Annotated in this window: 26 protein-coding genes, 1 tRNA gene and 1 other RNA gene; 18 read left to right on the plus strand and 10 right to left on the minus strand. The window is 68.0% G+C overall.

Annotated elements, in window-relative coordinates; genetic code table 11:
- Nucleotides 1-61: 61 nt before the first annotated feature.
- An RNA gene (ffs, locus tag ABGA99_RS19150) (signal recognition particle sRNA small type) lies at nt 62-158 on the minus strand.
- A gap of 71 nt (nt 159-229) precedes the next feature.
- On the opposite strand from ffs, the gene ABGA99_RS19155 reads away from it, so the two are divergent.
- Nucleotides 230-314, plus strand: a tRNA-Ser gene (locus tag ABGA99_RS19155).
- Nucleotides 315-419: 105 nt separating this feature from the next.
- Here the strand turns inward: ABGA99_RS19155 and ABGA99_RS19160 are convergent.
- The 3 genes from ABGA99_RS19160 to ABGA99_RS19170 all read right to left on the minus strand — a co-directional run bounded on the left by ABGA99_RS19160 (nt 420) and on the right by ABGA99_RS19170 (nt 2,655).
- Nucleotides 420-1,697 carry a tyrosine-type recombinase/integrase gene (locus ABGA99_RS19160; protein WP_347578476.1) on the minus strand — a complete coding sequence of 426 codons (1,278 nt, stop codon included), beginning with the start codon at nt 1,695-1,697 and terminating at the stop codon, nt 420-422.
- A gap of 11 nt (nt 1,698-1,708) precedes the next feature.
- On the minus strand, nt 1,709-2,005 hold the full coding sequence (locus tag ABGA99_RS19165) for a helix-turn-helix domain-containing protein (RefSeq protein WP_347578475.1): 297 nt from the start codon (nt 2,003-2,005) through the stop codon (nt 1,709-1,711).
- A gap of 125 nt (nt 2,006-2,130) precedes the next feature.
- The gene (locus tag ABGA99_RS19170; protein ID WP_347578622.1) at nt 2,131-2,655 is read right to left on the minus strand and encodes a helix-turn-helix transcriptional regulator; all 525 of its coding nucleotides are present in this window, start codon (nt 2,653-2,655) and stop codon (nt 2,131-2,133) included.
- 348 nt (nt 2,656-3,003) lie between these two features.
- Here ABGA99_RS19170 and ABGA99_RS19175 point away from each other — a divergent pair, with 348 nt between their 5' ends.
- The 5 genes from ABGA99_RS19175 to ABGA99_RS19195 all read left to right on the plus strand — a co-directional run bounded on the left by ABGA99_RS19175 (nt 3,004) and on the right by ABGA99_RS19195 (nt 8,125).
- A complete protein-coding gene (locus tag ABGA99_RS19175; protein ID WP_347578474.1) occupies nt 3,004-3,876 on the plus strand; it encodes a hypothetical protein in 873 nt (290 codons plus the stop codon).
- Between the two features lie 2 nt (nt 3,877-3,878).
- Nucleotides 3,879-4,574, plus strand: a complete 696-nt coding sequence (locus ABGA99_RS19180) for an ATP-binding protein (RefSeq protein WP_347583049.1) — start codon at nt 3,879-3,881, stop codon at nt 4,572-4,574.
- A gap of 96 nt (nt 4,575-4,670) precedes the next feature.
- Nucleotides 4,671-5,633, plus strand: a complete 963-nt coding sequence (locus tag ABGA99_RS19185; protein ID WP_347578472.1) for a DUF2637 domain-containing protein — start codon at nt 4,671-4,673, stop codon at nt 5,631-5,633.
- Between the two features lie 471 nt (nt 5,634-6,104).
- Complete coding sequence (locus ABGA99_RS19190) at nt 6,105-6,458, plus strand: mobilization protein (protein ID WP_347578471.1); 354 nt, start codon at nt 6,105-6,107, stop codon at nt 6,456-6,458.
- A complete protein-coding gene (locus tag ABGA99_RS19195; protein ID WP_347578470.1) occupies nt 6,455-8,125 on the plus strand; it encodes a relaxase/mobilization nuclease domain-containing protein in 1,671 nt (556 codons plus the stop codon). Before ABGA99_RS19190 ends, ABGA99_RS19195 begins: the two co-directional genes overlap by 4 nt.
- Nucleotides 8,126-8,222: 97 nt before the next feature.
- On the opposite strand, the gene ABGA99_RS19200 is transcribed toward ABGA99_RS19195, so the two are convergent.
- Entirely contained in the window at nt 8,223-8,432 is a 210-nt protein-coding gene (locus ABGA99_RS19200) for a DUF397 domain-containing protein (RefSeq protein ID WP_347578469.1), read from the minus strand.
- Complete coding sequence (locus ABGA99_RS19205; protein ID WP_347578468.1) at nt 8,419-9,306, minus strand: helix-turn-helix transcriptional regulator; 888 nt, start codon at nt 9,304-9,306, stop codon at nt 8,419-8,421. The genes ABGA99_RS19200 and ABGA99_RS19205 overlap by 14 nt, the downstream gene beginning before the upstream one ends.
- Before the next feature lie 245 nt (nt 9,307-9,551).
- Between ABGA99_RS19205 and ABGA99_RS19210 the strand changes: the two genes are divergently transcribed.
- From ABGA99_RS19210 to ABGA99_RS19245, 8 genes are all read left to right on the plus strand, one after another.
- Nucleotides 9,552-9,689 (plus strand): hypothetical protein, encoded by a 138-nt coding sequence (locus ABGA99_RS19210; protein ID WP_347578467.1) that lies wholly within the window; start codon nt 9,552-9,554, stop codon nt 9,687-9,689.
- Between the two features lie 106 nt (nt 9,690-9,795).
- A complete protein-coding gene (locus tag ABGA99_RS19215; RefSeq protein WP_347578621.1) occupies nt 9,796-10,248 on the plus strand; it encodes an ATP-binding protein in 453 nt (150 codons plus the stop codon).
- Nucleotides 10,249-10,734: 486 nt separating this feature from the next.
- Complete coding sequence (locus ABGA99_RS19220; RefSeq protein ID WP_347578466.1) at nt 10,735-11,634, plus strand: glycosyltransferase; 900 nt, start codon at nt 10,735-10,737, stop codon at nt 11,632-11,634.
- The gene (locus ABGA99_RS19225; RefSeq protein WP_347578465.1) at nt 11,631-12,548 is read left to right on the plus strand and encodes an aminoglycoside phosphotransferase family protein; all 918 of its coding nucleotides are present in this window, start codon (nt 11,631-11,633) and stop codon (nt 12,546-12,548) included. Before ABGA99_RS19220 ends, ABGA99_RS19225 begins: the two co-directional genes overlap by 4 nt.
- On the plus strand, nt 12,545-13,279 hold the full coding sequence (locus ABGA99_RS19230) for a glycosyltransferase (protein ID WP_347578464.1): 735 nt from the start codon (nt 12,545-12,547) through the stop codon (nt 13,277-13,279). Before ABGA99_RS19225 ends, ABGA99_RS19230 begins: the two co-directional genes overlap by 4 nt.
- Nucleotides 13,280-13,299: 20 nt before the next feature.
- The gene (locus ABGA99_RS19235; RefSeq protein WP_347578463.1) at nt 13,300-14,178 is read left to right on the plus strand and encodes a PIG-L family deacetylase; all 879 of its coding nucleotides are present in this window, start codon (nt 13,300-13,302) and stop codon (nt 14,176-14,178) included.
- A complete protein-coding gene (locus ABGA99_RS19240) occupies nt 14,175-14,792 on the plus strand; it encodes a hypothetical protein (RefSeq protein WP_347578462.1) in 618 nt (205 codons plus the stop codon). The genes ABGA99_RS19235 and ABGA99_RS19240 overlap by 4 nt, the downstream gene beginning before the upstream one ends.
- A gap of 4 nt (nt 14,793-14,796) precedes the next feature.
- A complete protein-coding gene (locus tag ABGA99_RS19245; RefSeq protein WP_347578461.1) occupies nt 14,797-15,831 on the plus strand; it encodes a glycosyltransferase in 1,035 nt (344 codons plus the stop codon).
- Here ABGA99_RS19245 and ABGA99_RS19250 read toward each other — a convergent pair.
- Entirely contained in the window at nt 15,818-16,993 is a 1,176-nt protein-coding gene (locus ABGA99_RS19250) for a phosphotransferase (protein ID WP_347578460.1), read from the minus strand. The two genes, ABGA99_RS19245 and ABGA99_RS19250, sit on opposite strands and share 14 nt — an antisense overlap.
- Nucleotides 16,994-17,188: 195 nt before the next feature.
- Here ABGA99_RS19250 and ABGA99_RS19255 point away from each other — a divergent pair, with 195 nt between their 5' ends.
- Together ABGA99_RS19255 and ABGA99_RS19260 are read left to right on the plus strand one after the other, a co-directional pair.
- Nucleotides 17,189-17,701 carry a topology modulation protein gene (locus ABGA99_RS19255; RefSeq protein ID WP_347578459.1) on the plus strand — a complete coding sequence of 171 codons (513 nt, stop codon included), beginning with the start codon at nt 17,189-17,191 and terminating at the stop codon, nt 17,699-17,701.
- A gap of 103 nt (nt 17,702-17,804) precedes the next feature.
- Nucleotides 17,805-17,984: a hypothetical protein gene (locus ABGA99_RS19260; RefSeq protein ID WP_347578458.1), complete on the plus strand. Its 180-nt coding sequence runs from the start codon at nt 17,805-17,807 to the stop codon at nt 17,982-17,984.
- 1,433 nt (nt 17,985-19,417) lie between these two features.
- On the opposite strand, the gene ABGA99_RS19265 is transcribed toward ABGA99_RS19260, so the two are convergent.
- Nucleotides 19,418-21,448 (minus strand): UvrD-helicase domain-containing protein, encoded by a 2,031-nt coding sequence (locus tag ABGA99_RS19265; protein ID WP_347583050.1) that lies wholly within the window; start codon nt 21,446-21,448, stop codon nt 19,418-19,420.
- Nucleotides 21,449-21,934: 486 nt separating this feature from the next.
- Here ABGA99_RS19265 and ABGA99_RS19270 point away from each other — a divergent pair, with 486 nt between their 5' ends.
- Nucleotides 21,935-23,437, plus strand: a complete 1,503-nt coding sequence (locus ABGA99_RS19270; protein ID WP_347578456.1) for a hypothetical protein — start codon at nt 21,935-21,937, stop codon at nt 23,435-23,437.
- Between the two features lie 17 nt (nt 23,438-23,454).
- On the opposite strand, the gene ABGA99_RS19275 is transcribed toward ABGA99_RS19270, so the two are convergent.
- Both ABGA99_RS19275 and ABGA99_RS19280 read right to left on the minus strand, forming a co-directional pair.
- Nucleotides 23,455-23,826: a 6-carboxytetrahydropterin synthase gene (locus ABGA99_RS19275; protein WP_347583051.1), complete on the minus strand. Its 372-nt coding sequence runs from the start codon at nt 23,824-23,826 to the stop codon at nt 23,455-23,457.
- A gap of 55 nt (nt 23,827-23,881) precedes the next feature.
- The gene (locus tag ABGA99_RS19280; RefSeq protein ID WP_347578455.1) at nt 23,882-24,328 is read right to left on the minus strand and encodes a hypothetical protein; all 447 of its coding nucleotides are present in this window, start codon (nt 24,326-24,328) and stop codon (nt 23,882-23,884) included.
- A 169-nt stretch (nt 24,329-24,497) separates the two neighbouring features.
- Here ABGA99_RS19280 and ABGA99_RS19285 point away from each other — a divergent pair.
- Nucleotides 24,498-24,884: hypothetical protein (locus tag ABGA99_RS19285; protein ID WP_347583052.1), on the plus strand; the 387-nt coding region annotated here is incomplete at its 3' end.

Raw genomic sequence — 24,884 nt, forward strand, 5'->3', positions numbered from 1 at the left:
GATATCGGTGCCCGCCGACAACGGCGCCCACCCACGAAACCCCCGCGCCCCGCCCCGGACAGCAAGGTGCCCCCCACGCACCCGCCAGAGCCCACCTACCCTTGCTGCCTTCCGGCCCTGGGGGAGTTCAGCGAGATAGCGCCGCGTGAGGGGCAGGTCCACCTTAACCGATCCCACCCCCAACGAACGAGTTCGCGACCACCCCGCCCCGTCTTGTACTGTTGCCCGCGGAGGATTCGCCTAGAGGCCTAGGGCGCACGCTTGGAAAGCGTGTTGGGTTCACACCCTCACGAGTTCGAATCTCGTATCCTCCGCACCCCGCCTGACCAGGCAAAACGAGGCCCCGCAGCGACATGCCGCTGCGGGGCCTCGTCGTGGCCGTAGAGGGCGCTGGTTGCAGTTTTGGTTGCAGTCGCCCCTCAGGTGGCGCCGTGAGCGCCCCGGTCAGGCGCTCGCTCGGTGTCCCCGATCGCGGCACTGTCCGGCTTCGTCCACAGCAGTCCGCCGACCTTGTGGGCGGCCTCACGCAGGAGCGGGTCGGTGACGTGCTGGTAGCGCTTGGGCATCGCAGAAGATGACCAGCCCATGATCGCCATCACGACCCGCTCGTGAACGCCGAGCAGCAAGAGCACGGTCGCGGCGGCGTGGCGCGCGTCGTGCAGCCGTGCGTCGCGCACTCCTGCCTCGGCCAGGAGTTCCTTCCAATGGTGGTAGTCGGTGTTGGGGTTGAGCGGCTCCCCGGTGGGGGTGGTGAAGACGTAGCCTTTCTCTACCCACAGTTGCCGGGCGACCGTCCGCTCCTCGGTCTGCTCCTGCCGGTGCTGCCGCAGCAGCTTCACCAGTTCGTCGGGCAGCCCAACGATTCGCTTGCCCGCGCGGGACTTGGTGTCCTTCGTCTCGCGGCGGACCTGCCGCCGATCAGGGCAGTAGCCGGGCTTGCGTCCGCAGGTGTCGCCGCAGCCGTGGGCGTACTTCGGCCGCAGGCGTCCGCGCCGCACGCGGAGGATCTGAGCGTCCAGATCGACGTCCGCCCACCGCAGGCCCAGCACTTCGCCCTGACGCAGTCCGAGGGCCAGGGCGATGACCCAGCGAGCGGTGGGACGCTGCTTCTCGGCCGCGAGCAAGAGGCGCTGGACCTCTTCGACTGAGTACGGTTCGATCTCCTCCTCTTCGAGACGCGGAGCCTTGGCGACCTTCGCCACGTTGACCGTCAGGTGGCCGCGACGTACCGCTTCACCGAGGGCAACACGCATGGTGCGATGGGCCTGGTGGGCGGTGGCCGGCTTGCTGCCGTTGGCCTGCATCCTCTGGTAGAAGCGCTCCAGGTGCTCCGGCTGCAGCCGTGTCAGCCGGTGCGCGCCGAGGCCGGGGACGAGGTGGACGCGCACCGCGACCTCGTAGCTGCTCAAGGTGTTCTCGCTAACGCTCAGCGGCGCGATCTCGCGGATCCAGTGCTGTAGCCAGCTCTGGATTGTCCACGACTTTCCGGCCTTCCGGACGGTACCTGCGTCGCGCTCCCGCTCCAGGTCACGGACCTTCTTCGTGACCAGGGCACGGGTCTTGGCGGTGACGTGGCGCCGGTCGGGCCGGCCGTCGTCCTTTACGCCGACGGTGACGTAGCCGTGCCAGCGGCCGTCCTTGCCTTGGTAGATGGAGGAGGCTCCGTTGGGCTGGCGGGATCTGCGGCGCTCTGTCATGTTCGCTCCCCTCAGGCCGCGGTGGTGAAGTCGTCGGCGCTGCGGCGCTTGGCGAGGAACTCGTCCAGGGCCTCGGCCGGGATGCGGCGGAGTCTGCCGATGAGGACGGAGTGGACCGCTCCGGAGGAGACGTACTCGTACATCTTGGTGCGCCCGATGCCGATGCGGCGGGCGGCTTCCTCGACGGTGAGGGCGACCAGCGTCGGGTCGCCCTGCTCCTCACGGTCGGCGACCAGGCGTTCCAGCGCTTCTACGTCGACGCCGAGGATGCGGGCTACTTGGGCAAGGGGCAGGGATTTGTCGGGCACCAGGGCTCCTCACGTGTCCGGTGGTGGGCGGCAACCCGGGCACCGGTGATGGGTGGTTCAGGGATGGGCGGTTGGGTGTTGCGGCTCGCGGCACGGGCGTTGGTAGCGCCCGGGACCGGGAGGTCTCAGGTGTCGGCTTCGTCGTCGGAGTCGGTGTCCGGGGCTGGGTCGTTGCGGCGGACTTCGAAGGGTTGGGGGAGGTTGGCGGTTTCCTCGGCGAGGGTGCGGGCGATGACGGCTTCGGCTTCGTCGCTGATCTCGGGGTGGTTGTCGAGGTAATTGTCGAAGGCGTCGCGGGCCTGGGCGAAGGCGAGGCTGGCCTTGTGGCTGTCGCGCATCTTGCGGCGGACCTCTTCGATCAGCTCCATGGCACGGGTGTGGGCGGCCAGCTTCGGCGGGCCGACGAGGTTTTCCAGGGAGATGCCGAAGATCTCCGCCAGGCCGATGGCCTCGTTGACGTTGACGCGGCGTTTGCCGTTCTCGATGCGCCAGACGGCGGAGGGGTTCATCTCGTAGCCGGCGTCGTTCATGCGGTCGGAGACGGCGTTGGTGCTCCAGCCGCGGGCCTCGCGCTCCAGGCGGACGCGCACGGCGACGTTCTCCTCGCCGCGCAGCGCCGGCCCGTCTTCGTCGTCCTCCGGACCCGGCATGTCGCTGTCGTCGGCATCGGCTTCGACCACCAGACCTCCTTCCGTATGCAGTGGCCGTCCTGCGGTTTGCAGGGGTGGATCTACCATAGCATGCGTCCTGCGGTCCGCATAACACTTGCTGCAATCCGCAGAGGTGTGCCACAATGGATCATGCCCGACGCATGACGAAACCCCCGGCGCTACCAACACCGGGGGTTCGAAGCAGAAACCTCGACGACCGCCCATCCCTGAACGACCTACCGGCTCTGGCCTGGGGTTGCCGCCCCGAAGCCTGCCGGGTGAGGAGTTTCCGTGACCGAGTGTACGGTCTGCCCTGCCCGCCTCGCATCCCTTGGCGGGTGGTGAGGCATGGCACGCATCCGCACCATCAAACCGGAGGCATTCACCTCCGAATCGCTCGCTTCGGTGTCGCTGACCGCAGAGCGCACGTTCTTCGGCCTGCTGACCCAGGCCGACGACCACGGCCGACTCCGGGACCACCCGGCGATCATCGCGGGCCAGTTGTGGCCGCTACGGCCCGAGCACACCCCCCTCGACGTCGAAGAGGACCTCACGCAGCTCGCCGACGCCGACCTGATCTGCCGCTACACCGCAGGCGATGGCAAGACGTACTTGCACGTCGTCTCCTGGCACCGCCACCAGAAGATCAACCGGCCCAGCGGCTCACGCGTACCCGCCTGCCCGAAACACCAGCCGGGCACGACACCGCCGTCACCGGCTCCGGTCCCTTCGTCGCAGGCACCGGTTCCTGCTCCCCGTACCGAGGGCGCCGTGACGCCTCACGGAGGGCGCAGTGAGGCGTCACGGCGCCGACACGGAGGAGTCGGTGAGGGCGCGGTGAGCGCTCACGGTCCGGATCTTGGACCTAGGACCGTGGATCATGGATCCCCCGTTGGGGGGCGCGCAAGCGCGCCCGCACCTGAGACCAGCGCGGTCGGGAAGCTCATAGGCGGTTACGTCGCGGCCTGCGCGAGCCGCCCGCCGAAGCGGGTCCTCGACCACCTCGGCCGCGAGGTCAAGCAGCTCCTCGGCGAGGGAGTGTCCGCCGAGCACGTCCGAGTCGGGCTTGAGCGGTTCGCGGCGAAGCCGATGCATCCCAGCGTGCTTCCTTCGCTGGTGAACGAAGCCATGAACCCAGCCGGAGACACACACGGGCGCCAGCCGCGCCGGGCGTGGACCAACCCGGCTGATCCGGACGCCGCCTACGCCGAGGAGCTTTGAGGGTGCCCGAGCCGCAGCCCGTGGCCACCGTGGTCGGCGACCGGATCGCCGAGCGTCTCACCAGCATCCTCTCCACCCGCGGCATCCCCGCCGACGCGGTACCCGAGCACGGCCGTCCGGAGCCGATCGCGGCGCTGGAGCTGGCCGAGCAGCGCATCCCGCCCCGCTACCGCCGCGCCATCACCGACCACCCCGACATCACCGCCTGGGTCGACGACCTCACCCGCTCCGGCCGCCCAGGCCCCGGTGGGGCACCGGGCCCGGCCACCGGCAGCTCGCTGCTGCTGGCCGGGCCGACCGGGGTGGGCAAGACGCACCAGGCGTACGGCGCGATCCGCGCCCTGCTCGCCGCTGGCATGCGCCTGCGCTGGCAGGCCACCACCGAAGCCGACCTGTACGCGCAACTGCGCCCCCGGACCGGCCACGACCCCGAACGCGAGATGCAGACGCTGGCCCGCTGCCCGCTGCTTCTGCTCGACGACCTCGGCGCGGCGAAGAGTTCGGAGTGGACCGAGGAACTGGTCTACCGGCTGATCAACCACCGGTACGAGTACCTCAGACCCACCGTGGTCACCACCAACCTGCCCATCCGCGAGCTGCGCACCAAGCTCGGCGACCGCGTCACCTCCCGGCTGGCGCAGATGACCCGCCAGCTCACTCTCACCGGCCCGGACCGCCGACGCCACCCCGCCGCCTAACCGGCACCGCGCCGAAGCCCTCCCCCGCACCTGCCGCCCCGGCGACCAGCGCCAACGACGAGCGCCCGCCGCCGGGGGAAACGGAGACCCCGCATCATGCCCACGCCTGCCCCGATACCCGCCACGCCGCTGCCCGAGCGGCGGGCCGCCACCGGCTGGGACCGCGCCGCCATCACCCTCCTCGGCGCCGCCGGCTGCGCCCTGTCCTACGACGCCCTGCAGCAGATGGCCATCGCCATCCACATCCGCTGGCCCCTGACCTACCTCTTCCCCCTCGTCATCGACGGCTTCATCGCCTACGGCGTCCGCGGCCTCCTCGTCCTACGCGCCGCACCCCTACGCGCCCGCCTCTACGTCGGCGCCCTCTTCGCCATCGCCACCGCAGCCAGCATCTGGGCCAACGCCCTGCACGCCATCCGCCTCAACCAACTCCCCACCACCACAACCGGACTACACCTCGGCGACACCACCGTCGCCGTCCTGTCCACCATCGCCCCACTCGCCCTCGCCGGAGCAGTCCACCTCCACATCCTCATCGCCCGCCACGGCCACACCAGCACACCCGACCACCCACCCGCCCATCGACATCCGCACACCACCACCGAACCCATAACCAACACCGTCAGAACGACCGAAACCCCGGCCGCGGAGAAGGGGAGTTCCGCTGGCGCCAACGGAACACCCGCCACCCACCTCCCGGCCGTGCAACCAGATCCGCCCACTCCCGATCATGCGGGCGAAACCAACGACGGCCCGACAACGGCCGATACCGACGAGATGGCCCAGCCGCCCCACGCCACCCCTGACCAGCCCGTACAGCGCCGCACAGGGCGCCCACCGGGCGCCGAACTCGACGAGCTGCTCGCCATCGCCCGCCAGGCCGTCGAAACCCACGGCGAGACCTCCCGCACGGCGATCGAAACCGCCATCCGCAACCAAGGGCTCACCATCAGCGGAGAACGCCTCACCAAGATCATGAAGACCCTGCGTGCGGAAGCCGACACCCCTTCCGGCCAGCCGTACCAGAAGCCCCTAACCAGCGCGCAAGCGCCGCGATGACTTCCGCTGGCCGCCCGATCTCTACCGCAGCCACGAGCAATCGAGCGCCCACGCTCACACCCATGTTGAGGTCGACCTCAACATGGTCCGCCCACCATCCAGGACCGGCCCCACTACAACCTCAGCTCCGCGCCCACCCCTGCCCACAGGAGCCCCTCCATGCCCGAACACGAACCCGAGCCTCAAACCATCGCAACCCTCACCTCCGCCGAAGATGGGCCGCACCACGGGCGTTGGCGACGCCTCCCTCCCGACCGAATCAGCGGAGCAAGTTGGAGGTTGGGACACTCCCCCGGCGGGGGAGTGTCCCAACCGGCTTCCGCCCCGGGGGTGGCGGAGGCTGTCCGCCGCCAGGGGGCGCCGGGGGAAGGGGCCGGGTCCGAGGGCGGACCCGAGCCGGATCAGCGGGTCGCCAGTCGGCGGCGGGTACGGCAGCGTTCCCGTAATCGCAGGCAGCGTACGGCGGTCAGCGTGCGGCTGAGCCCACGCGAGCTGGCCGCCATCGACGCCGGTGCGACAGCGGCCGAGGTCACCCGGGCCACCTACATGGCCCGTGCCACGCTCGCCGCTGCCGCCGACCCCGAGCGCACAGCCGCGCTGATCGCGTCCAACCGGGAGACGCTGGCGGAGCTGTTCGCCGCGCACCGCACCCTGCGCGCCAACGGAAACCTCCTCAACCAAGCCGTCAAGGCCCTCCACACCGGCGAGCGACCCGCCCAGCTCGACACCGCCGTCGCATCGGTCCAGCAAGCCGCCGAGGCGCTGAAGAACGCCACCGGCCAGTTCATCGCGCTGATGAACCCCCAGCGTCCGGAGGGCCGATGATCCCGAAGGTCCACAAGCAGGGCTCCTCCACCCTCGGCCTGCTGCACTACCTCTACGGCCCTGGCAAGGCCGAAGCACACATCGACCCCCACCTCGTCGCCTCCCACGACGACACCGCCCCCGACCCCGGCCGCGACCCGACAGCCACCCGCGCCGACCTACGCGACCTGCTCGACCAGCCGCTGCACCTGCTGGAAGCCGACCAACGCCCGGCCAAGCACGTCTGGCACTGCTCCGTCAGAGCCGCGAAGAGCGACCGCATCCTCACCGACACCCAGTGGGCGCAGATCGCCCGCCGCATCGTCACCGCTACCGGCATCGCCCCCGAAGGCGACGGGGCCGGCTGCCGCTGGGCCGCCGTACGCCACGCCGACGACCACATCCACATCATCGCCACCCTGGTACGCGAGGACGGCCGCCGCCCCGACCACCACCGCTCCGGCAAACGCGCCCAAACCGAGTGCCGGCGCATCGAGACCGACTACGGCCTCACCCGAGTCAACGCCGGCGACGGCACCGCCGCCAAACGCGCCACCAGCGCCGAACGCCACAAAGCCGACCGCCAGGGGAAAACCATCACCACACGCGACGAGCTGCGCGCCATCGTGCGCACCGCCGCCGCCCACGCCACCTCCGAAGCAGACTTCTTCACCAAGCTCGCGTCATCACACGTGCTGGTCAACAGACGCATCGCCCCGTCCGGCGACATCATCGGCCTCAAGGTCGCCACCGCCGACAACCGCAACAAGGACGGCGAGCCAGTGTGGTTCGCCGGCGGAACCCTCGCCAAGGACCTGACCTGGCCCAAGATCCGCGAACGCATCGCCGCCCACGACACCGCACCCGACACGCGAAGCCTGCCCCGGGCAGGCCGCGCAAGCGAGCGATGGCGCCACACGACCCGCGCCGTCCGGGCCGCCCACACCAGTCTCCACGGCGACGACCCGGCCCTCGGTCAGGCGCAGCTCGCGGCCGTCGGCGACCTGCTGGACATCCTGCCCACCGTCACCACCGGCCCCACCCGCGTCGAGATCTTCACCGCCGCTCAACACTTCGAACGAGCCACCCGCTCCCGCATCCGCTTCGAACACGCACAAGCCGCCGCCCTGCGCACCTCGGCGAAGCGACTCCTGCGCACCGCCGGACAGCCTGCGGACACAGCCCTCATCGCGGACCTACTGATCACCCTGACGCTGGTAGCCATCGCCGCCCACCGCTTCCACCAAGCCAGGGGCCACGCCCAGCAAGCCGCCGCCGCCCAGACGACACTGACCCACCTGCAGACGGCCTACCAGCACACCGCCGCCCCCGCCCTGGCCCAACTCGCCACCCACGCGCCCCGCCCCGACATCCAACACGGCTACGCCGACCTCATCCGCCACGTGCTACCCGAACACGCCGAACGCATCCTCGCCGATCCAGCCTGGCCCGCCCTCACAGCCACCCTCACCAGCACCGAAGCCGCCGGCACACCCGTGAAGGACACACTCGCCGAGGCCGCCGGACAGCGGGAACTCCACACCGCTACCCACCCTGCCGAAGTCCTCCTTTGGCGCCTGCACCACACCCCGAGCAAGCACGCCGATGTCATCGCAGCACGCAGCCCCCGCGGACCCGTCGCGCCACCGGCCGCCTCGCCGACTCAGGCCCCTAAGCGGCACCGCTGAGCCCTCTCCAGCGGGCGGCCCCATCTCCCCGATGGGCCCCGGCAACCCCGTAGCGCGCGGGAGGGCGCTCGTGGGTGCTCGGGTGCTGTAACAGTCGCTACACCTCGCCGAACTCTCCGGCGGCCACACCTGCGATGAACGCGGCCCACTCCCCAACCGTGCTGGTCAGAACCGGTCCAGCGCCCCGATGTTTGCTGTCCCGTACGGCGACTGTGTCTCCAAGGAACGCGACCTCAACGCAGTTGCCTTCGCCGTTGCTGTGGCTCGACTTGAGCCACCTGACGGTGCCTTGATCAACCCTGTTCATGTCTCCCTGCCACGTCAGCGATCAGACGCCGCGACGCCTGTTCATCGAGCGATGCTTCCCAAATCCCCTGGAAAGCCGTGTCATACCGCTCGACCTCGTTCGGCTTGTCCAGGTACAGGCCCCCCGTATACCCGTCCGCGTAGACCGTAGGCGGTTCGGTCTCGCTCCCGTCACCGTTGCGGGGGAAGCGCAGGATGACGAAGGGGCCAGTGACGACCCCTGAGTGCATACCAGCAGCGAAGGGGACCACGTGCAGCGTCACGTTCGGCAGCTCGGATACGTACACGAGGTGTGCGAGCTGCTGCGCCATGACCTCGCTGCTCCCGATCGGCCGGCGCAGCGCTCCCTCGCTGAGTGCAACCCGCAAGGTGGGTGGATCGGTCGCCCGCGTGATCAGTGCTTGCCTCTCGATGCGCAAGCGGACCTTGCGTTCCAGGTCATCTTGGGCGATCCATGGGACGTGTGTGTGCGTGACAGCCCGCGCGTAGCCCTCAACCTGCAGCAGGCCCGGGATGAGGTCGCTCTCGTACGAGGTGAGGCTCGTGGCGGCCTCTTCGAGGCCGATGTAGAGGTCGAACCACTCCGGGATCACGTCACCATGCGCGTGCCACCAGCCGCGTGCCTTGGTTTCCTTGGCCAGCCCCATGAGCGCCTCGGTCAGGTCGGCCTGCGCGCCATAGACGGTGCACATGGCCTGGACGTCGAGGCTGCGCATCGGGGTCTGCCCGGTTTCGATGCGCCACATCTTCGCCTCGGACCACTCCAGCTTCTTCGCGGCGGCCCGGACGGTGAGGCGCGCCTTATTCCGCAGGTCACGCAGGTGCCGCCCGAGCTGTCGCCGCGGCACGGTTGATCCGGTCGGTCCTTCCGTCATCCTCCGCCCCTTCTCTGTCCCCAGTATGAAGGACTTGGTTGCTCGGCATGAAAGACCCTGATCCTCCGTCGTGCAAGACAAGTCACCAGTTTGGACCCTGAGTTGAGTTGTCTCGGCATGAAGTCTTGCATATCGAGTCCCATGCTCGACAGGCTGAGAATCCGGTCGCGGTCCGTGGCCAGGCCACAACGCAGAGCCAATCTTGAGGACGCGCCCTGTGGACGATCCCGGAAGGAGGGCACCTCATGTCTGCCGAGCAGGAACGGGCCGAACAGTCGCCAGCGGCACCAGCCGATACCGGTGACCTGCTTGACCAACAGGAAAAGCTCGGTGAGCAGATCCGGGAGCACCTCGCGATGCTGCACTGGGAGGTACGCGAATGACCCGCACCGCGCGCGGACTCCGCAAGTTCCGCCCCACTCCAGGCCGCGAGCCCGACGTCGAGCTGCGCCCGCATCGGGCTGTGCCCAGGAGGTGGCGGTGACCGCTATGGACAACGCGCCCACCCACGCCTCTTCGACCTCGACGTCGAGGCGTACGCGCGCGAAGTTGTTCCCTAACACCGCATCTTCGATCCCCCGGGCCCGCGTCCTCACCACCCAAGTCCTCAGCGAGTGGGCAGCCGTAGTTGACGTCGATGTCGTCCGCCTGTGCGTCTCCGAGCTGTGCACCAACGCACTGCAACACGGCAAAACGCCGGGCCGCTTGTTCATGCTGTGTTTGTCGCTGACCGACGCCGAGCTGCTCGTGGAGGTACACGACAGCAACCCCGCCCTGCCCAAGCTGCGCGAGGCTGCCCCCACCGACCCGACCGGCCGCGGTCTGCGCCTGGTCGAAGTGTTCGCCGCCCGCTGGGGAACGTCCCCCCGCCGCAGCCTCGGCAAGGTCGTGTGGTGCGCATTCCCCCTCGCCCCACAGTGCGACACGGGGGAAGACACATGATCACTGATGTCGTCGCCCCATTCCCCACGACCTCCGTCGATACCGGGTACCGCGCGGACTGCGTCGCCTACGCCACGGATAGGCAGGCGGTGTACCGGCTCGGCGGGGAAGCCGCTCGCTCGCCGTGGCTCGTGCTCATCTGGCTTCTGTGGCGTGCCCAGCATGTGGCAGACCAACTGGACCCTGCGGCGGCCCGACCGGTGCGCACCTGGTTAGCCGATGGGCGAGAGCACGGACGGGCTCTCGCGGCGCAGCGAGACGTATGCCTTCGTGATCTGCGATGGCAGCACCCACTACGTGCTGTCGGCTGCCCCCTCGGCTCGCTGCGTCAGCGACACAGAGCCGCCTGACGCCGCCCCTCAACCTCACGATTCCGGAGGTAGCGCTCGATGAGCTCCGATCACAGAGTGTTTACAGGAGCGGAAGTTCCGCCTCCATGTACCCAAGCTGTCGCCCGTTGTGCAACTACGTCACGTGGAGGGCCTGGTGTATGCGATCGGCTTATGCCTCGATGAGCGATACCTGCTCCCCGCGCTTGCAGCGGTGTCATCTGTAGCCGATAACCTGGCGCCGAGGGACCGCAAAGAAGTTGCGCTACGTGTACTGACCCTGGACCTGTCGTCCGCACATGCCGCGACCATGGCGCAGTTTGCTCGACAGCTCGGCTTCGGCTCGTTCAGCCTGCGGTGGCGTGCGCCCTCGGCTTCTTCATACATGGCGGACAACGAGTACATCAGCATCGCCACCTATCTCCGGTTCCAGTTCACTCCCGCGTTTGTGGCCCGTCCTTACCTGGTCTACATGGACTCAGACGTGCTGGTGCGTGGGGATCTGTCGAGTCCGTTCAACAGCCTGGGGCCTGGCCGTGTCGGTGCTGTACAGGATGAGTTCAACCCGCGGGTCGGCGGGACGGGGCACGGGCTGCCCGGGGTGGCACAGCGATGGCCGCACCTGGGGGACTGCGCGTACTTCAACGCCGGTGTGCTGTGGGTGCCGGCCGCGATGCTGTCTCCGCTCCGTAGGGGGGTCGAGGAGACGCTGCTTCGAGGGCGTCGGCATATCCTGCACAACGACCAGGACGCCTTGAACCTTTGGCTGTTGTCTTCCCGGAAAGTGCACGCGGTTGCGCCTTCCTTCAACCGTTTTGAGCTGGGCCGTTTCGGGGAGCGTGGCGACTGGGTACGGCGCGTGGTGAGGCGACCGATTCGCTCCGATCCTGACGCGGCGCTCGTCCACTTCGTCGGGCGGGAGAAGCCCTGGCTCCGCAACTGCCCGGAGACGGAAGACGTGCGGGACTACCGGTCGCATTTGCACGCCACGGTCCGCCACCTGAACCGCATGGGTGAGCTGGGCATCGAGGCCGTCGCCGATGGGAGTCGGCGATGACGGCATCAGGTGTGGAGCCCGTGGTCGCGCGCGCATGCGCGGAGCTACTGGGGGTCGGTGCGGCGGTCTCACGAAGGCTGAAGCTGGGGACGCGTTCGACCGTTTACCGGGTAGTGCTCGCTGACGGTCGGCAGGTGGTCGTGAAGGTGTTCGCGGGCACCGCACGCCGGAACGCGATGACGGAGGCTCGGGTGATCGACGCCGCTGCCGGCCTGGTAGCCGTTCCCACCGTGCTGGGGGCGGGGCGGGTCCCCGGGCATTCGGCAACCGCGCTGGTCACTTCGGATCTTGGTGAACTGACGTTGGATGCCGCTGTCAGGACAGGCGGCATCTCCCGCCGGCAGGAGCTTGATCACTTAGGAAAGCTGCTGCGTCGCTTTCACCAGATTCCCACCAGGCGGGCACAGGTATCGGCACGGCCGTTGGCCGACCACGTCTCCTGGCTTGCCGAACGCTGCCCGAGCGCGCTGATGCACCGGATCGACCCCGCGCTGCAAGTGCTGGCTACGGCTTTCGCCGGCACCACCGGCTCTGTCTTGGGGCACGGGGACCTGCACAGTCAGAACGTCATCCTCTCCGCGTCCCAGCAGGGTGTCGGTCAAGGTCACGTGATCGACTTCGTGCACACCGCCCCGTGTATCCGGGAGTTCGACGTAGCCCAGACGCTGACCCTGGCCAGGGCTGTCGAGCCAGACGAACGCGAGACGGTCACGGCAGCCTACGGCCATCCGCTGAACGCGCAGGTTGTGGACGCTGCCGTCGTCTTCCACACGACGCGCTGCTGGGTGACTGCCAGGCGCGACGGCGACGAGGCCCCGCGCGCTCGGTGGGGGATGCATCTGCGGCGCGCGACCGAACGTATGCCGCACCCATTCCGGCAGCCCGCCCTCAACGAAGAAGGGAGCAGGCGGTGAGCACTCCCGTTCTGTCCATCGTGGTCCCGGCGTTCAACGAGGCCGCTTACCTGCCCCGTCACCTGCCCACAGTCTTGGAGTCTCTGAAGCGGTGGCAGGAGATGTCCGGGCAACAAGGCGAGATCATCGTCGTCGACAACGCCAGCACCGACGCCACAGCCGAGGTTGCGAAGGACCTCGGCGCCCGCGTCGTTCACGAGCAGACACGAAACATCGGCAAGGTCCGCAACACGGGGGCCGATGCTGCCCAGGGCCGCTATCTGTTCTTCATCGACGCCGACGTCACCATTCCCGTCGAGGCCGTCCCCGCTGTCGTGCGTGTGCTCGAATCCGGCCAGCACGTCGGCGGCGCGATCCCACCGCACTATGCCCCCATGAGGCTCGGCGCTCGGATTCTGTGCTGGTACTGGGACAGCTACCGGCGTCGGCACCGCGGGGCACAAGGCGTGGACCAGTTCTGCACCGCTGAAGCCTTCCACCAGCTCGGCGGCTACCGCACGGACTGGTTCATGAGTGAGGACGTGGAGTTCTTCGCTCGGCTGCGCCAGCTCGGCGACCTGCTCCGACGCCCCGTCGCCCTCGTCGACGACCTGCACGTCGAGCCCTCCACGCGCCGCTACGACGAGTGGCCCACCTGGCGGATGGTGTGGTGGCAGAACCCCCTCACCGCACGTCTGAAGCCCACCTCGTCCGCGTTCTGGCGGCACTGGTACCAGTCCACCGTCCGCTGACCATCCGGAAGGACCTCACCGTGCCATCGCTGCCGGTACCGGACGCCTCGGGCATTTACACCTTCCCCGACGACCTGATCGCCGCCCACCGCACGTGGCAGGACGAGCTGGCCGCCCGTCAGGGAACGGCGCCGCTGCTGACCGTGACAGCGCCGCACAGCGGCACCCACTACGTCATCGAGCAACGCCAACCCATCGGGCGCCCGGTAGTGGTTCTCGAACCGCACCACGACGACTTCGCCCTCTCAGCATCCGGCTTGTTCCTTGCCCGACCACGGCCGCTGACCGTGATCACGATCTTCTCCCGTTCCACAAGTGTCCACCCTGCGCTGGAGGCCGCGTACTCGGATGCCGAGGTCGTGTCCGCGCTGCGCGCACGCGAAGGCGCCGAAGCCTTACGTCCCTTCGCAGCACGACAGATACTCCTAGGCCACGAGGACGCAGCGAAGCCATACCGGGCCTACGCCCCGCGGCGGCTCAGCACGATCACAGAAGAACTACGGGCGCTCCTCGACGAGAACCCGGACGCGGAGCTGCTGGCGCCGGCAGGCGTGACACGTCACCCCGATCACCTCCTGGTCCACGAGGCCGCGTGCCGTCTGGGCTGCCGCTGGTTCTTCGAGGATCTCGCCTTCTGGCCCACCTACGCACTGTCCGGCTGCGACCAACATCTCTTCCGTACCCGCACCGGTTCCAGCCTGTGCCCTCGGCTTGCCGACATCACCAACGTGCTCTTGGACAAGCTCACGCTCCTGTGCCTGCACGGCTCCCAGATGCACCCGCCGGCCAAGATGTACCGGCCCCTCCGCCACGCCTGGACCATCGCCGCCGATCTCCTAGATCCTCCGCGCGGCACCCCCGCGTATGCCGAGCGCTCCCACTACCTGGAGACGCCGTGACGATCCTCAGCCTCGAAGGACCCTCGTACGCGGGAAAGACCACGGCGATCCGGCTCCTGCGCGAGATCCCCGAGATCGCAGGCCAGGCGATCTTCTTCGGCTGCTACGTCCGCCACCTGCGTCCCACGCACCCGATCCCCCCGGCCAGGACCAGGTCGGCAGCCGAACAGCTCGCCGCCTTCGAGACGTTCATGTCCGCAGAGGCCGACCGCGTCGCCGCGGCAGCGGAGCACCCAGGCCGCCTCGTGATCCTGGACCGCTCCGTCGACACCCTCATGGCACACGCCTACGCCCTGGACCGGCTCTACGACTTCGGTGCGCATCATCAGGTGCGCCAGCGCCTGGAAGAGCTACCTCACCTGCGTCCCGACCACACCATCTACCTGGACGTATCCGACGCCACACTCCGCCGGCGCCGATCCACCGACCACGAAAAGTCCACGTCCGCGTACTTCCTGCACGAACCCGAGTTCCTCGCCCAGACCCGCTCCTATTTCTTCGACAAGCCTGAACCACCGATCACCGGACAGATCACGGTTCTGTCCGCCGAGCGCCCCGCGGAGCACATCTCCCAGGAGATACGGGCTCACCTGGCCGACGACGAGGCCAGGTGAGCGCGTGCCGAGCGTTCTGTTCGTTTGGCGTCGTACCCCGCCACCGCTGTTGATCGGCGGCGCGGAGGTCTCCCAACAGCTGCTTGCCGAGGAATTCGCTGCCGCCGGCTGGCAGGTGACGTACCTCGGATCGCACGAGGCGCCCTGGAACCGGGAAACTCAACTGCCGGCACTGCGCCGCCATCTTGCAGTCCACGACGTGCCGTACGAAGCCCGGCAACATGAGATCCGGTACACCTGGAACGGCGTGCACTGCCGCGCCGTCACCCAGGACCGTCTGCGCTCCGCCCTCACCACAGCCCTTACCGAACCATCACCTGACCTGATGCTCACGTCCCAGGAAGGGGCCGCCGACCTCACCGCCCAGGCCCGCCACCACACGATAGTGGCGGCCTGGCTCCACTCGGTCTCGCCGACCAGTCAGAAGGTCCTCCACGGCCGCCCACACGCCGCTATGGCCGTGTCCCGTTTTGTCCTGTCCCGCGCCCGCGCCCTTTCGGGGACGTGCTTGGTGCTGATCTATCCGCCCTTCGCGCCTCCTCCGGTCACCGCTCCCAGCGGGACGGGCGTCCTCATGGTCAACCCGGTGCCGGCCAAGGGCGCTGCCCTGCTCCATCAAGTGATCAAGCTCCTGCCCCGGCAGAAGTTCACCCTCGTCGAGGGCTGGTGGGACACCGCGGCGGAGTTCGCGGCCTACCCGAACGTCACCTACCTGTCCCGCGTCTACGACATGAGCGCGGTCTACGCCGATCATCGGCTGCTCCTGGTGCCCTCCGTGGTCGAGGACGCCTTCCCCCGCGTCATCATCGAGGCTGCCCTGCATCAGATCCCCAGCCTGGGTACCGACCGCGGCGGCATCCCCGAAGCCATCGGAGAGGGAGGCACAACCTTCCCGGTGCACAGCGACGCGGCAACCTGGGCCGCCGCGATCGAAGCCCCGCACAGCCCACTGCTGGGCCGACGAGGGCGGGAGCACGCGGCTGCCTTCACCCGCCCCCTCCTACCGGAACTCGCGGCCTCCGGGATTATCCCGCCATAGCGTCCTGGACCTCGTCTAGCCGGTCCGTCCACCAGTGCAGCAGGGCTTCGTCAGCGAGAAAAAGATCATCACAGCCGTGATCGCCACGCTTGTAGTGGAAGCTCAGCTGCCAGAAATCGGTCATCCGCTTCCACCACAGCCGATGCACACCATCGGCCAGATCATCGGCCCGGAGATCAATGACCCGGCGGTAGCCGGCCACAAATGCCCGCACCCGATCGAGATCGAAACGGCCCTCCACGCCGAACTGCACCTGAGCGGTGCGCACTACCTCCTCGGCGTACGGGCGGACGCGCAGTCGGTCCCAGTCCAATACTGCGACCACCCGACTCTCCCGCCACAGAATGTTGCGGTACTGAAAGTCTCCGTGCGTCCACCCCCACGGGCCTGCGGGGACCTCACCCCGAGGAGATTGATCTGCGTACTTCGCCAGCAGCTCTTTCCGCTGCTCCAACGAATCGGCAGCCGCGCGGTCGAACGCCGCAGGCGCCCTCAGACTGTCGATCATGTCGAGATAGCCATCGGCAGCCATCATGGCCTTCTCCGCTGGGGTGGCTCCCGCCGGGGGCGGGGCCAGCGGTACCGGCCCAGGCGGGTGGCGATCCAAGACCCGGTGAATCTGCCCGAGCTGCTCGCCGAGAAGCGCAGCCCGGTCAAGATCCAAGTCGTTGCCGCGGACGTGATCACCATCAACCCACTCAATGATGCAGTAGCCTCGGCCGTCAACCTCCGCCACGGCGTTGCCGCCGCTTGTTGCCAGCGGGGTGCACACCGGGAGGCCGGCGGAGGCGAGAGCGGACAGCGCGCCCAGGTTCCTGCCTGCAACTTCCAGGGGCACATCGACGATCAGCTTCACCGCGAAGCAGCCCTGGCTAGTGCTCACGCGCCAGTTGCGATTCATCAAGCCGTCAGCCAGGTAATGGGGCGACTCGGCGAGCACGCCAAGATCGAATGCATCGAGAATCACCGGAAGATCCCTCGCCAGGGCATCGTCCCCGGCTTCTTCCGGAACAACGGCATCAATCACCCGCCGCAGAATACGCCCCCCAGCCGCCACCAGAAACAACAGCTTGCGCTCTCGCCCCGAAGGTGTCGAGTGCTCCAGGTGGTGCACGCTCGGGCCGGTGGCTCTCCGCGGCCGAGTACCGTCGACCGTATCCATGCGTCCATCCGGCGCCGCCGCCACCGGTCTCGCCCAGGACATCAGTGGCCCCCTCGACACGGGCTCGCCCAGCCCACGGCGACCGAGCAGGGAGCTATCCGATGAGGTCGGCTCGACAGGCCCTGTCGCCTGGATCAGTCGAACGTGTCCGGGGGACGCCCCCCGCCAACCCGAACCTCTCTACGCTGGAGTGCCGTGAAGAAGGTCGCCGTCGTCGGCTGCGGAGGCAGCGGCAAATCCCACGTGGCCCGCGAGGTGGGCAGGATCCTCGATGCCCCGGTGACGCACCTGGACGCCGCGTTCTACGACGACGAGTGGAACGCGCTGCCCATGGACAAGTTCGCCGAGTTGCAGCGCGAGCTGGTGGCGCAGCCGCAGTGGGTGATCGACGGCAACTACAACTCGACGCTGCCGGTGCGGCTCGAAGCCTGCGACACGGTGGTTCTGATGGACGTGTCGACCGTGGCGGCCCTGTACGGGATCTTCTCCCGGCAGATCCGGCATGGCGCCGGGCACAAGGGCAACGGCGTGCACAACCGCATCCACTGGGGCGTGATCAAGTACGTCGCCACATACCGCCGCAAGATGCGGCCCCGGGTGATGGCGAAGATCGAAGAGTACGCCGCCGGCCGAGCCGACGTGGTGCTGCTGACCAACCGGCGCCAGACCCGCCGCTGGCTGCGGAAGGTCGCCTCCGAGCAGTCCTGACCGGCCCGCGCCCCGGGAGCAGGGGTCCGGCATGAACCAGCCCACGGCTGCCTCCTCACGTAGCTACCGGCTGTTGAGGACGGCGCGGCACACAGTGCAGTACATGGCAGAGTTCGGCCGGTACCTGACCATCAGCTGGTCGCAGCCCGCGCATCGTCCCAACTCCCACGGCTGGCATCGCAAGGCAGCGGAAGCGGCTATCCGTTCTACAGGTGTGATCCGTAACGCGTCCCGGGGCCGTGGTGAAGGCATGGCCGGAAGCGTGACGCCGCCCGTTGGCTGATCGAGATCACGGAAGGGCCTGGCGTCACTGACGTGCCAGCCTTCCTCACCGGCACGACAGGTCCGGTCGATCTCCTGCTCGGCGAAGGTGATGCCATCGTCCGCTTCCTTCGCTGGAGGCGCTGGCGGAAGAGACCGCTCCCCCACCAGCTCGTCCCACAGGGCCCGGTCTCTAGCCGAGACCCACATGTGACGACCCGCCCGTCCGTTACCCCGGTAAACCCCGCGGTTGGGGACGTAGACCGGGACACTGTCACCGATGGCGCTCCGCAAGACGAGGTCCTCGATCCGAACCGGATCCTTGATAGGCACGCACAACGCCGGGACGAACCAGTCCGCGTGAATCGCACCGCAGTGGCCGCCGCTATCCTGGAGACAGTGGCGGTCGCTACTGGGTACACATTTCCATACCTCCAAGTGGCGATAGCCACCTCGGATGACCATCTCCTTGCCGCCTGAGATGTCCTTCCACGGCATGTCATCGACTCGCACCCATGGTGCGCGGTCGATCAGTGATGCCGTACGGTCCTTCGCAACCCACAGAGGTGTAAGGCCGTGGTCGACGACGATGGTGGAGCGACGGTGCACCGTGCTGGGGCTGAGGTGGTGATATTGGATCTCCCATCCGATCTGAAGTCCGCCTGGCCCTGTGACGACAGCGTCAGAGATAGTCCGACGGCCCGAGACGGGGACCTCGGACTCCGCGTCCAGCCCGAATCGCCGTGCTGTTTCGACGACCCGTTCCTTGGTCGCCTTGTGCTGCGCGCTCTCAGCAGGAGTCGCCTTGTGCGTGACCGGGAGATGAGAGGCAACGAGCGGGCGCCGCCCTCCGACACGCCCTTGGCGAATGAACATCCAGGGCGACTTCCCGCCTCTCTCCGATTGGCATTCCCTGCCCTCATGGTGCGCAAGGCATTCCAGCAACTGCGGATCACGGTCGGCGACGCTGGCTCTGATCTCTTCCATGAGTCCCGGACATCCCGGGTACCCAAGATCCGGTAGCGAAAGATTGATCTCTATCCCGTAGCCGGTATGCCACACACCGTTCGCCATTCCTCCACCATAGAAACCATCACGGCCTATCGACAGAGCGTCTCCGCAGTCGAGAGGGTGCACGACTGATCACCTTCCGAGGCTGCCGCAGGCCGTCCTTGCCTCGACGCGCCAAGGGCTCGCCCAACCACGAGCTTGACGGACTCGTGACTTGCAACGTGGCTAAAAGCAGCCGCTCCTGCCGATCTGCACAACCTGAGCGCTGATGACGTTCGGCACTGCAGCCCATCCCTCACGGACAACATCGCCATGATGTTGGGCCCGGATCTCGACGTGGGCCCGCGCTGTTCATCATCCCGATCGCCACCGCCGGCGCCTCCGGCATCGCACCAGCGAACGCCTGCGTCGCCTCCAGGTAGCCGCGTCGGCTGACAACACTGACTAACGGGACGTCGGGTCTACGCTGCCGAGCCAGAGCCGGTCGCGGGCTCGGGTCATGGCAACGAAGAGCTGGCTGCGCGCCAGCTCGTGCCGCTCGCGTGTGGTCTCCGGCGTTTCCGGATCACCCGCCCCGGCATCTGCGGACACGTGCGCGTCGTATTGCGGGAGGAACACCTGCTTGAACTCCAGGCCCTTCGCCCGGCGGTAGCTGCCCAGTTTGACGCCCTCGGCGGGGCGTCCGTCGTAGTGCTCCAGCAGGCAGACCGGTATGCCGGCTTGGGTGAGGAGTCGCTGGTAGTGCGCGATGGCCTTGATGGAGGGGCAGAGCACCGCGGAGTCGGCGCGGGCGGTTGGCGGCAACGCGCGTAACGCGGCGAGGAGCGCCTGGTCGTGCTCGGCCGGACTCGGCTTCGACACCCTGGCCACGCTGCCGTCGTGGTACGTGAGGTCGACCTGCCGGCGTCCACTGGTATGGAGTCCGTCGATGTCCTCGAACGAGTCGTCCGCGACGACGGCGAGGGCAGCCTCCAGGATCTGCTTGCTGTTGCGGTAGTTGGTGTGCAGCACCTGCCCACGATCCCCGCGGATGTCGATTCCGGCCTCGGAGAGGCGGAAGCCGCCCGGGTAGACGGCCTGCTGGCCGTCGCCGATCAGCAGGAGGCCGTTGGGCCGGTCACCGGCCAGGGTGTGCAGCAGGCGCAGCCCGACGAGGGTGAGGTCCTGGACCTCGTCGACGATCACCGCGTCGTACGGGGACCGTTCCGTGCTGCGCGCCTCGGCAAGTGCGCGTGCCAGTACGTCGTCGAAGTCGTCCACGCCGCGCTCGGCGCGGATGGACTCGTACGCCTCGTAGAGGGTCCACACGGCCTGCCGATGGTGGCGGCGCAGGCTGGCACGGCGGCGCTTGCGGGGCAGCAGGGCGTACTGGTCGAAGGTGGTGATGCCCCTCCCCTTGATGACGTACGCGATTTCCTCGCGCCAGTAGCCGTGCCCGGGGTCGATCTCGGCGAGGCAGCTGTCGCGGCCGACGTCTTTCCAGGCGAGGCTGAAGGCTGTCTCGGCCTTACCGCCGTGCAGCCGGGTCTGTATGCCGCGACTCTGCAGATACTCCTGGGCCCAGAAGTGCAGGCTGCGGAACTCCACCCGATCCACGACGGCCGGCGCCATGGACGCGAGGAAAGTTGCCTGCACCCGGGGGAGGTTGTTGGCGAAGGTGACGTAGAGGACGCGCCCCGCCGTGCGCTGGGCGAGGTACGCCGCGCGGTGCAACCCGACGACGGTCTTGCCCGTGCCGGCCGGCCCGCTGATCCGGGCCGGCCCGGCCCAATTCCGGCGTACCAGGCTGACCTGGTCGGGGTGGAGGAAGGTCATCCACTGCTCGATCGGCGCCTGACGAGCATCGTTCAGTACCGCCTCGCGGAGCCCGTCAATGTCGAACAAGCCCTGCGACGGCTCCTCCCCGGCCGCTGACCGTTCCGTCGTTGTCCCAGGGACGGCGGAATCCTCATACTCGGGGAAGACCCGCTCCAGGTGATCGCCTATGGCCCGTACGGACTCCTTCCGTAACCTGTCGCGTTCGGCCATCAGCCACGGTCCGACCTCGTGCTCCCCCAGCAGCCTGATCCTGCCGAGTTCCACGTTCACGCGCTGCCCCGCGAACACCATGAGCGGCTGCACGGCCACCGGCGACAACCCCAGGGACGCCACGGCCCCCTCCGCCGCTCTCGTGACGGCCAAGAGCTTGGCCGCATGGCTGTCACGCGACTCGCCCCCGGCGCGCAGCGACCTGCCGTCCACGACCTCCGGGGCCGACCGCCAGTTCTTTACGTCGACCACGAACACGCCCCCGGGCCCCACCAGCAGCATGTCGACGTTGGCCGCACGGGTCCCCGGCCACCTGCGGTCGACCAGTAGGCGCCATCCCCACTCGGTGAGCACCAGCAACTGGGCGGCAACCAAGCGCTCCCCCTCGCTTGCGGCCTCCCAGCGGCGCGCCTCCTCCCGGGCCGCCCGCCACTGCGCACGCAGCATGGCCTCCTGCCGACGCGCCTCCTGCGCCCGCCGCGTCGCCGACCCGCCAGCCACCATGCAACCACCCTCTCTCACACGGAGTAACGATCATAGGACGGTTGGCAACATCCCCGACAGGCCACTCGCACCTTCCCGCAGTGAGGCCGCGATCTGCTGCGTCGCCGTCGCCGGCTGCCGGACAATTGGCGTAGAGGTGCGCATCCGGTCGGGACCCTACGACCACGTATGCGCCGGCTGGCGGGCGTGCTTGGCGAAAGGCCAGGGGGCAGGATCCCTGGCCCGCAACGCCGTCGAGTGCTCCGCATCTGCGCTCCGCGAGCACCACCGGCACGGCGGAGGCAGTTACGACGGTCGTCGAGGCAGTCCGCGCCGATGAGTTGGGGTTCGCTTGTCAGCCATCGTTGTGACGGAAATCCGCATTCGCATGGTTCAAGAGAAAGGCTGGCGATGACCCCGGTGGTTCCCGACCGTGTTCGGTCCGTCCTGGTGGAGATCCAGGGCGGTCCAGGCAAGTGGGCGAAGGCCGAACAGCAACTCAATGACCGGGGGTGGGCCTACCAAGCGCCGACACCGAGAGAACGCCGAACAGCCCAACGTGCCCTGGGCGCCGATTCTGTGGACTCACGGTTTCTATGGGTCGACGTACCGGTCACGGGTTCGCAGTGGCGTGCGGACCGCGAAGCATCCTGGGCTATCGCCCACCTGGCCAAGGCATCACAGACCATCATCTACGATCGGGTGTTCCGGCATGAGGAAGCCGACCGGGCGATGCTGCCCGAATGGCAGGCACACACGACAGATTTCCGGGATTGGGCCATTCCCCCTCCGCATGCACACGCCTGGTCCCAACCCATCTGGTGGCTGCGCAAGGTCCTCTCCGGTATGGCGATGCGGATGGGGTTCTTCGACGTACGACTGAGGGTCCACGGCAGCAAGACCGCTGCCCTTGAACTCGCCCGGGGTATGGCCGCACGCCACGACATCGATGTTCGGCCATTGGACGGCCGAGGACGTCCGGGGACCGTGCAGCACGGAGAAAGGGCACTCAACCGAGCGCTGGCCCGCATCCTGGGGTCATGGTTCGCCGTGATCATCCTGGTAGACCTCGCACTGAGGGCTGCCCCTGTGGGGGCCGCTGTCTGTTGGCTTGCAGCCCTTGCCTGCACGTGTGTGGCCTGGTGGAACGCATTCACACTGCCGACGGCAAGCACCTGGCTCCGATCAGCGACGGTCTCTCTGGCGATGACCGCGGGCGCGGTGGTCATCGCGCTGGGCATACCAGGATGGATCACTGGCATAACGACCATGCAGGCGGTCGTGATGGCCGTCATTGCCTACTCCACAGTCGGTCTTGTGCTCCTCGGACGCCGATGGAAGTGGCAGGTGCTGATCGCCAGCGTGCTGCCTGTGATCGCCACCCTGGTGGTGGCCGCGCTGCCGCTCACCGACCGGTTGCTGCACGACGTCTACGCCGACGAACTCGGTCTGACTCCGACCGAGACGGCCGTCAGTAGCATCTGGCAGCTTGCCGCTGCCGTGAAGCTTCTCTGGCTGTCCTTCGGAGCCATCCTGTTCATCGCCGCCGGCTGGGGCATCCTGCGGTACTTCCATCTCATCCGCCCTCGCAGCGTGGCAGCCGGCGTGTTCGCCACTCTCATTCTCGTATCGGCCCTGACCTCGGCCGCATCGACGACACTGAAATCACCGGAAGCAGCAGCCGACAGGTTGAAAAAGGCCGCCGCTCGGGGTACCGAACCGCCTCCCTATTTCGGCATCAGCCCCGAATGGGAATGTGTTGTGCCCACCGTTCCGGCAGGCAAACTGACTGAGGAGGGGGAAACCCTGCGACCCGAAGAACCGTACATCTCGTTTGGTGTTTCCGACGGTCAAGTAGTGTTGTGGAACCACCCGACCCGGGAGCCATTGCGGATCGACGCCGACCAAGTCAGAGTCGTCCCGCGGCGGCCCGGGACGCAGGACTGTGCGTAGAAACCCCGTTCTTCATTTCACCGCTCTGGCCGGTATTCGGCCCAGGTCTTGGGCGTCTCGGATACCCTGACCGCCTTCAGTTCAGGGAATCGCTCGATCCAGAGGTCGAAGATCCACGCGGCCAGATTCTCTGCCGACGGTGAACACCCCCCCCCCATCGCCTCATTGAGGTGACGGTGGTCGAGGTTATCGTCCATCCATTTCTTGAAGGCATCGAGTTCACGGTAATCACGGACGAACCCCGCCTCGGTGAGGTCCTCACGATGGGCGGACAGCTCCAGCACAACGATGTAGTTGTGGCCGTGCATGCGGGCGCAGGGGTGCCAGCTCGGCAGCCGGTCCAGGACGTGGCTGGCCGAGAAGTGGAACTCCTTGGTGATCGTCAGCATGACGGCCCCAGTCTGCCACCCGCTGCCATGCACCTTCGGAGGCTGTCCACCCCGGTCACTGGTCGATCCCTTCGCCCTCGCGGATGGCAGTGTTGAGGGGGACGTGGGTGAGGAAGCGGTCGCGCAGCGAGTCATCGGTGATCAGGTCGGCCTTGCGGGCGACTTCGTGCCGGGCCCGGGCCAGGAGTGCGTGTGCTTCTTCCGGTGCGCCTCCGGCGGTCCGTACCACGGCAGAGTGGTACAGGATCTGTTCGGTGCGCAGGGCGGGCATGTCCCCAACCTCGTCAAGGATGCGTACGGCCTGGCTTGCCTGCTCCTGGGCGGCGGCGGTGTTGCCCTGGCGGAGCAGGATCCGGCTGCGCAGGGAGTGTGCGGCGATCTCGCTGCGGATCATGCCACTGCGCCGGGTTTCGACGCAGGTGGCGATGGCCAAGCGGTTGGCCTGGTCGAGGAGTTCGCCGTGTCCGTCGGCGGCGAGCAGCAGGACCTCGGCGATCGGCATGCAGGTATCGGCCACCCGTCATTCAGCACGCACGCACCCCTCTAAGAAGCCGTTGTCTTTCCGAATGTGATCGTTGCGGTTTCGCTGTTCAGGCATGATGTCGGTGGTTCTGCGGCAGGGACGGCACGTCGTGTTGTTTCGTCGGGGAGGTATGCGGGTGCCGTCGGTGATGGGGTTGTTGGAGGCTCGGGAGTCGGCTGCGCGGGTGCGGGTGGAGGAGCTGCGTGCCGAGGCGGACCGGGTTCGGGTCGAGCTGGTGGAGGCGGAGGCTGTGCTGGGCCGGCGGGTCGTCGCGCTCGCGGAGCTGGCCGAGGTCCTGGCTGCGGGTGCTGTGCTGCAGGAGCCGGTCGGGCCGGCCCGGGTTCCGGTTGAGGTGAAGGAGCCCGTGGCCGGTGCGGTGGTCCCCCAGTGGCGCGAGGGTGTGACGGGTGAGGTGCTTGCTCCTGAGTACCGCAGGCTGCTGGCCGTGCTGGAGGCCGGCAGCGGCGGCCAGGGGCTGCGGGCGAGGGACCTGGCTGCCCGGTTGGGCCTGGAGCTGGTGCCGGCGAAGGTCGAG

It is taken from the genome of Streptomyces sp. B5E4, from assembly GCF_039871555.1.
Classification (GTDB): domain Bacteria; phylum Actinomycetota; class Actinomycetes; order Streptomycetales; family Streptomycetaceae; genus Streptomyces.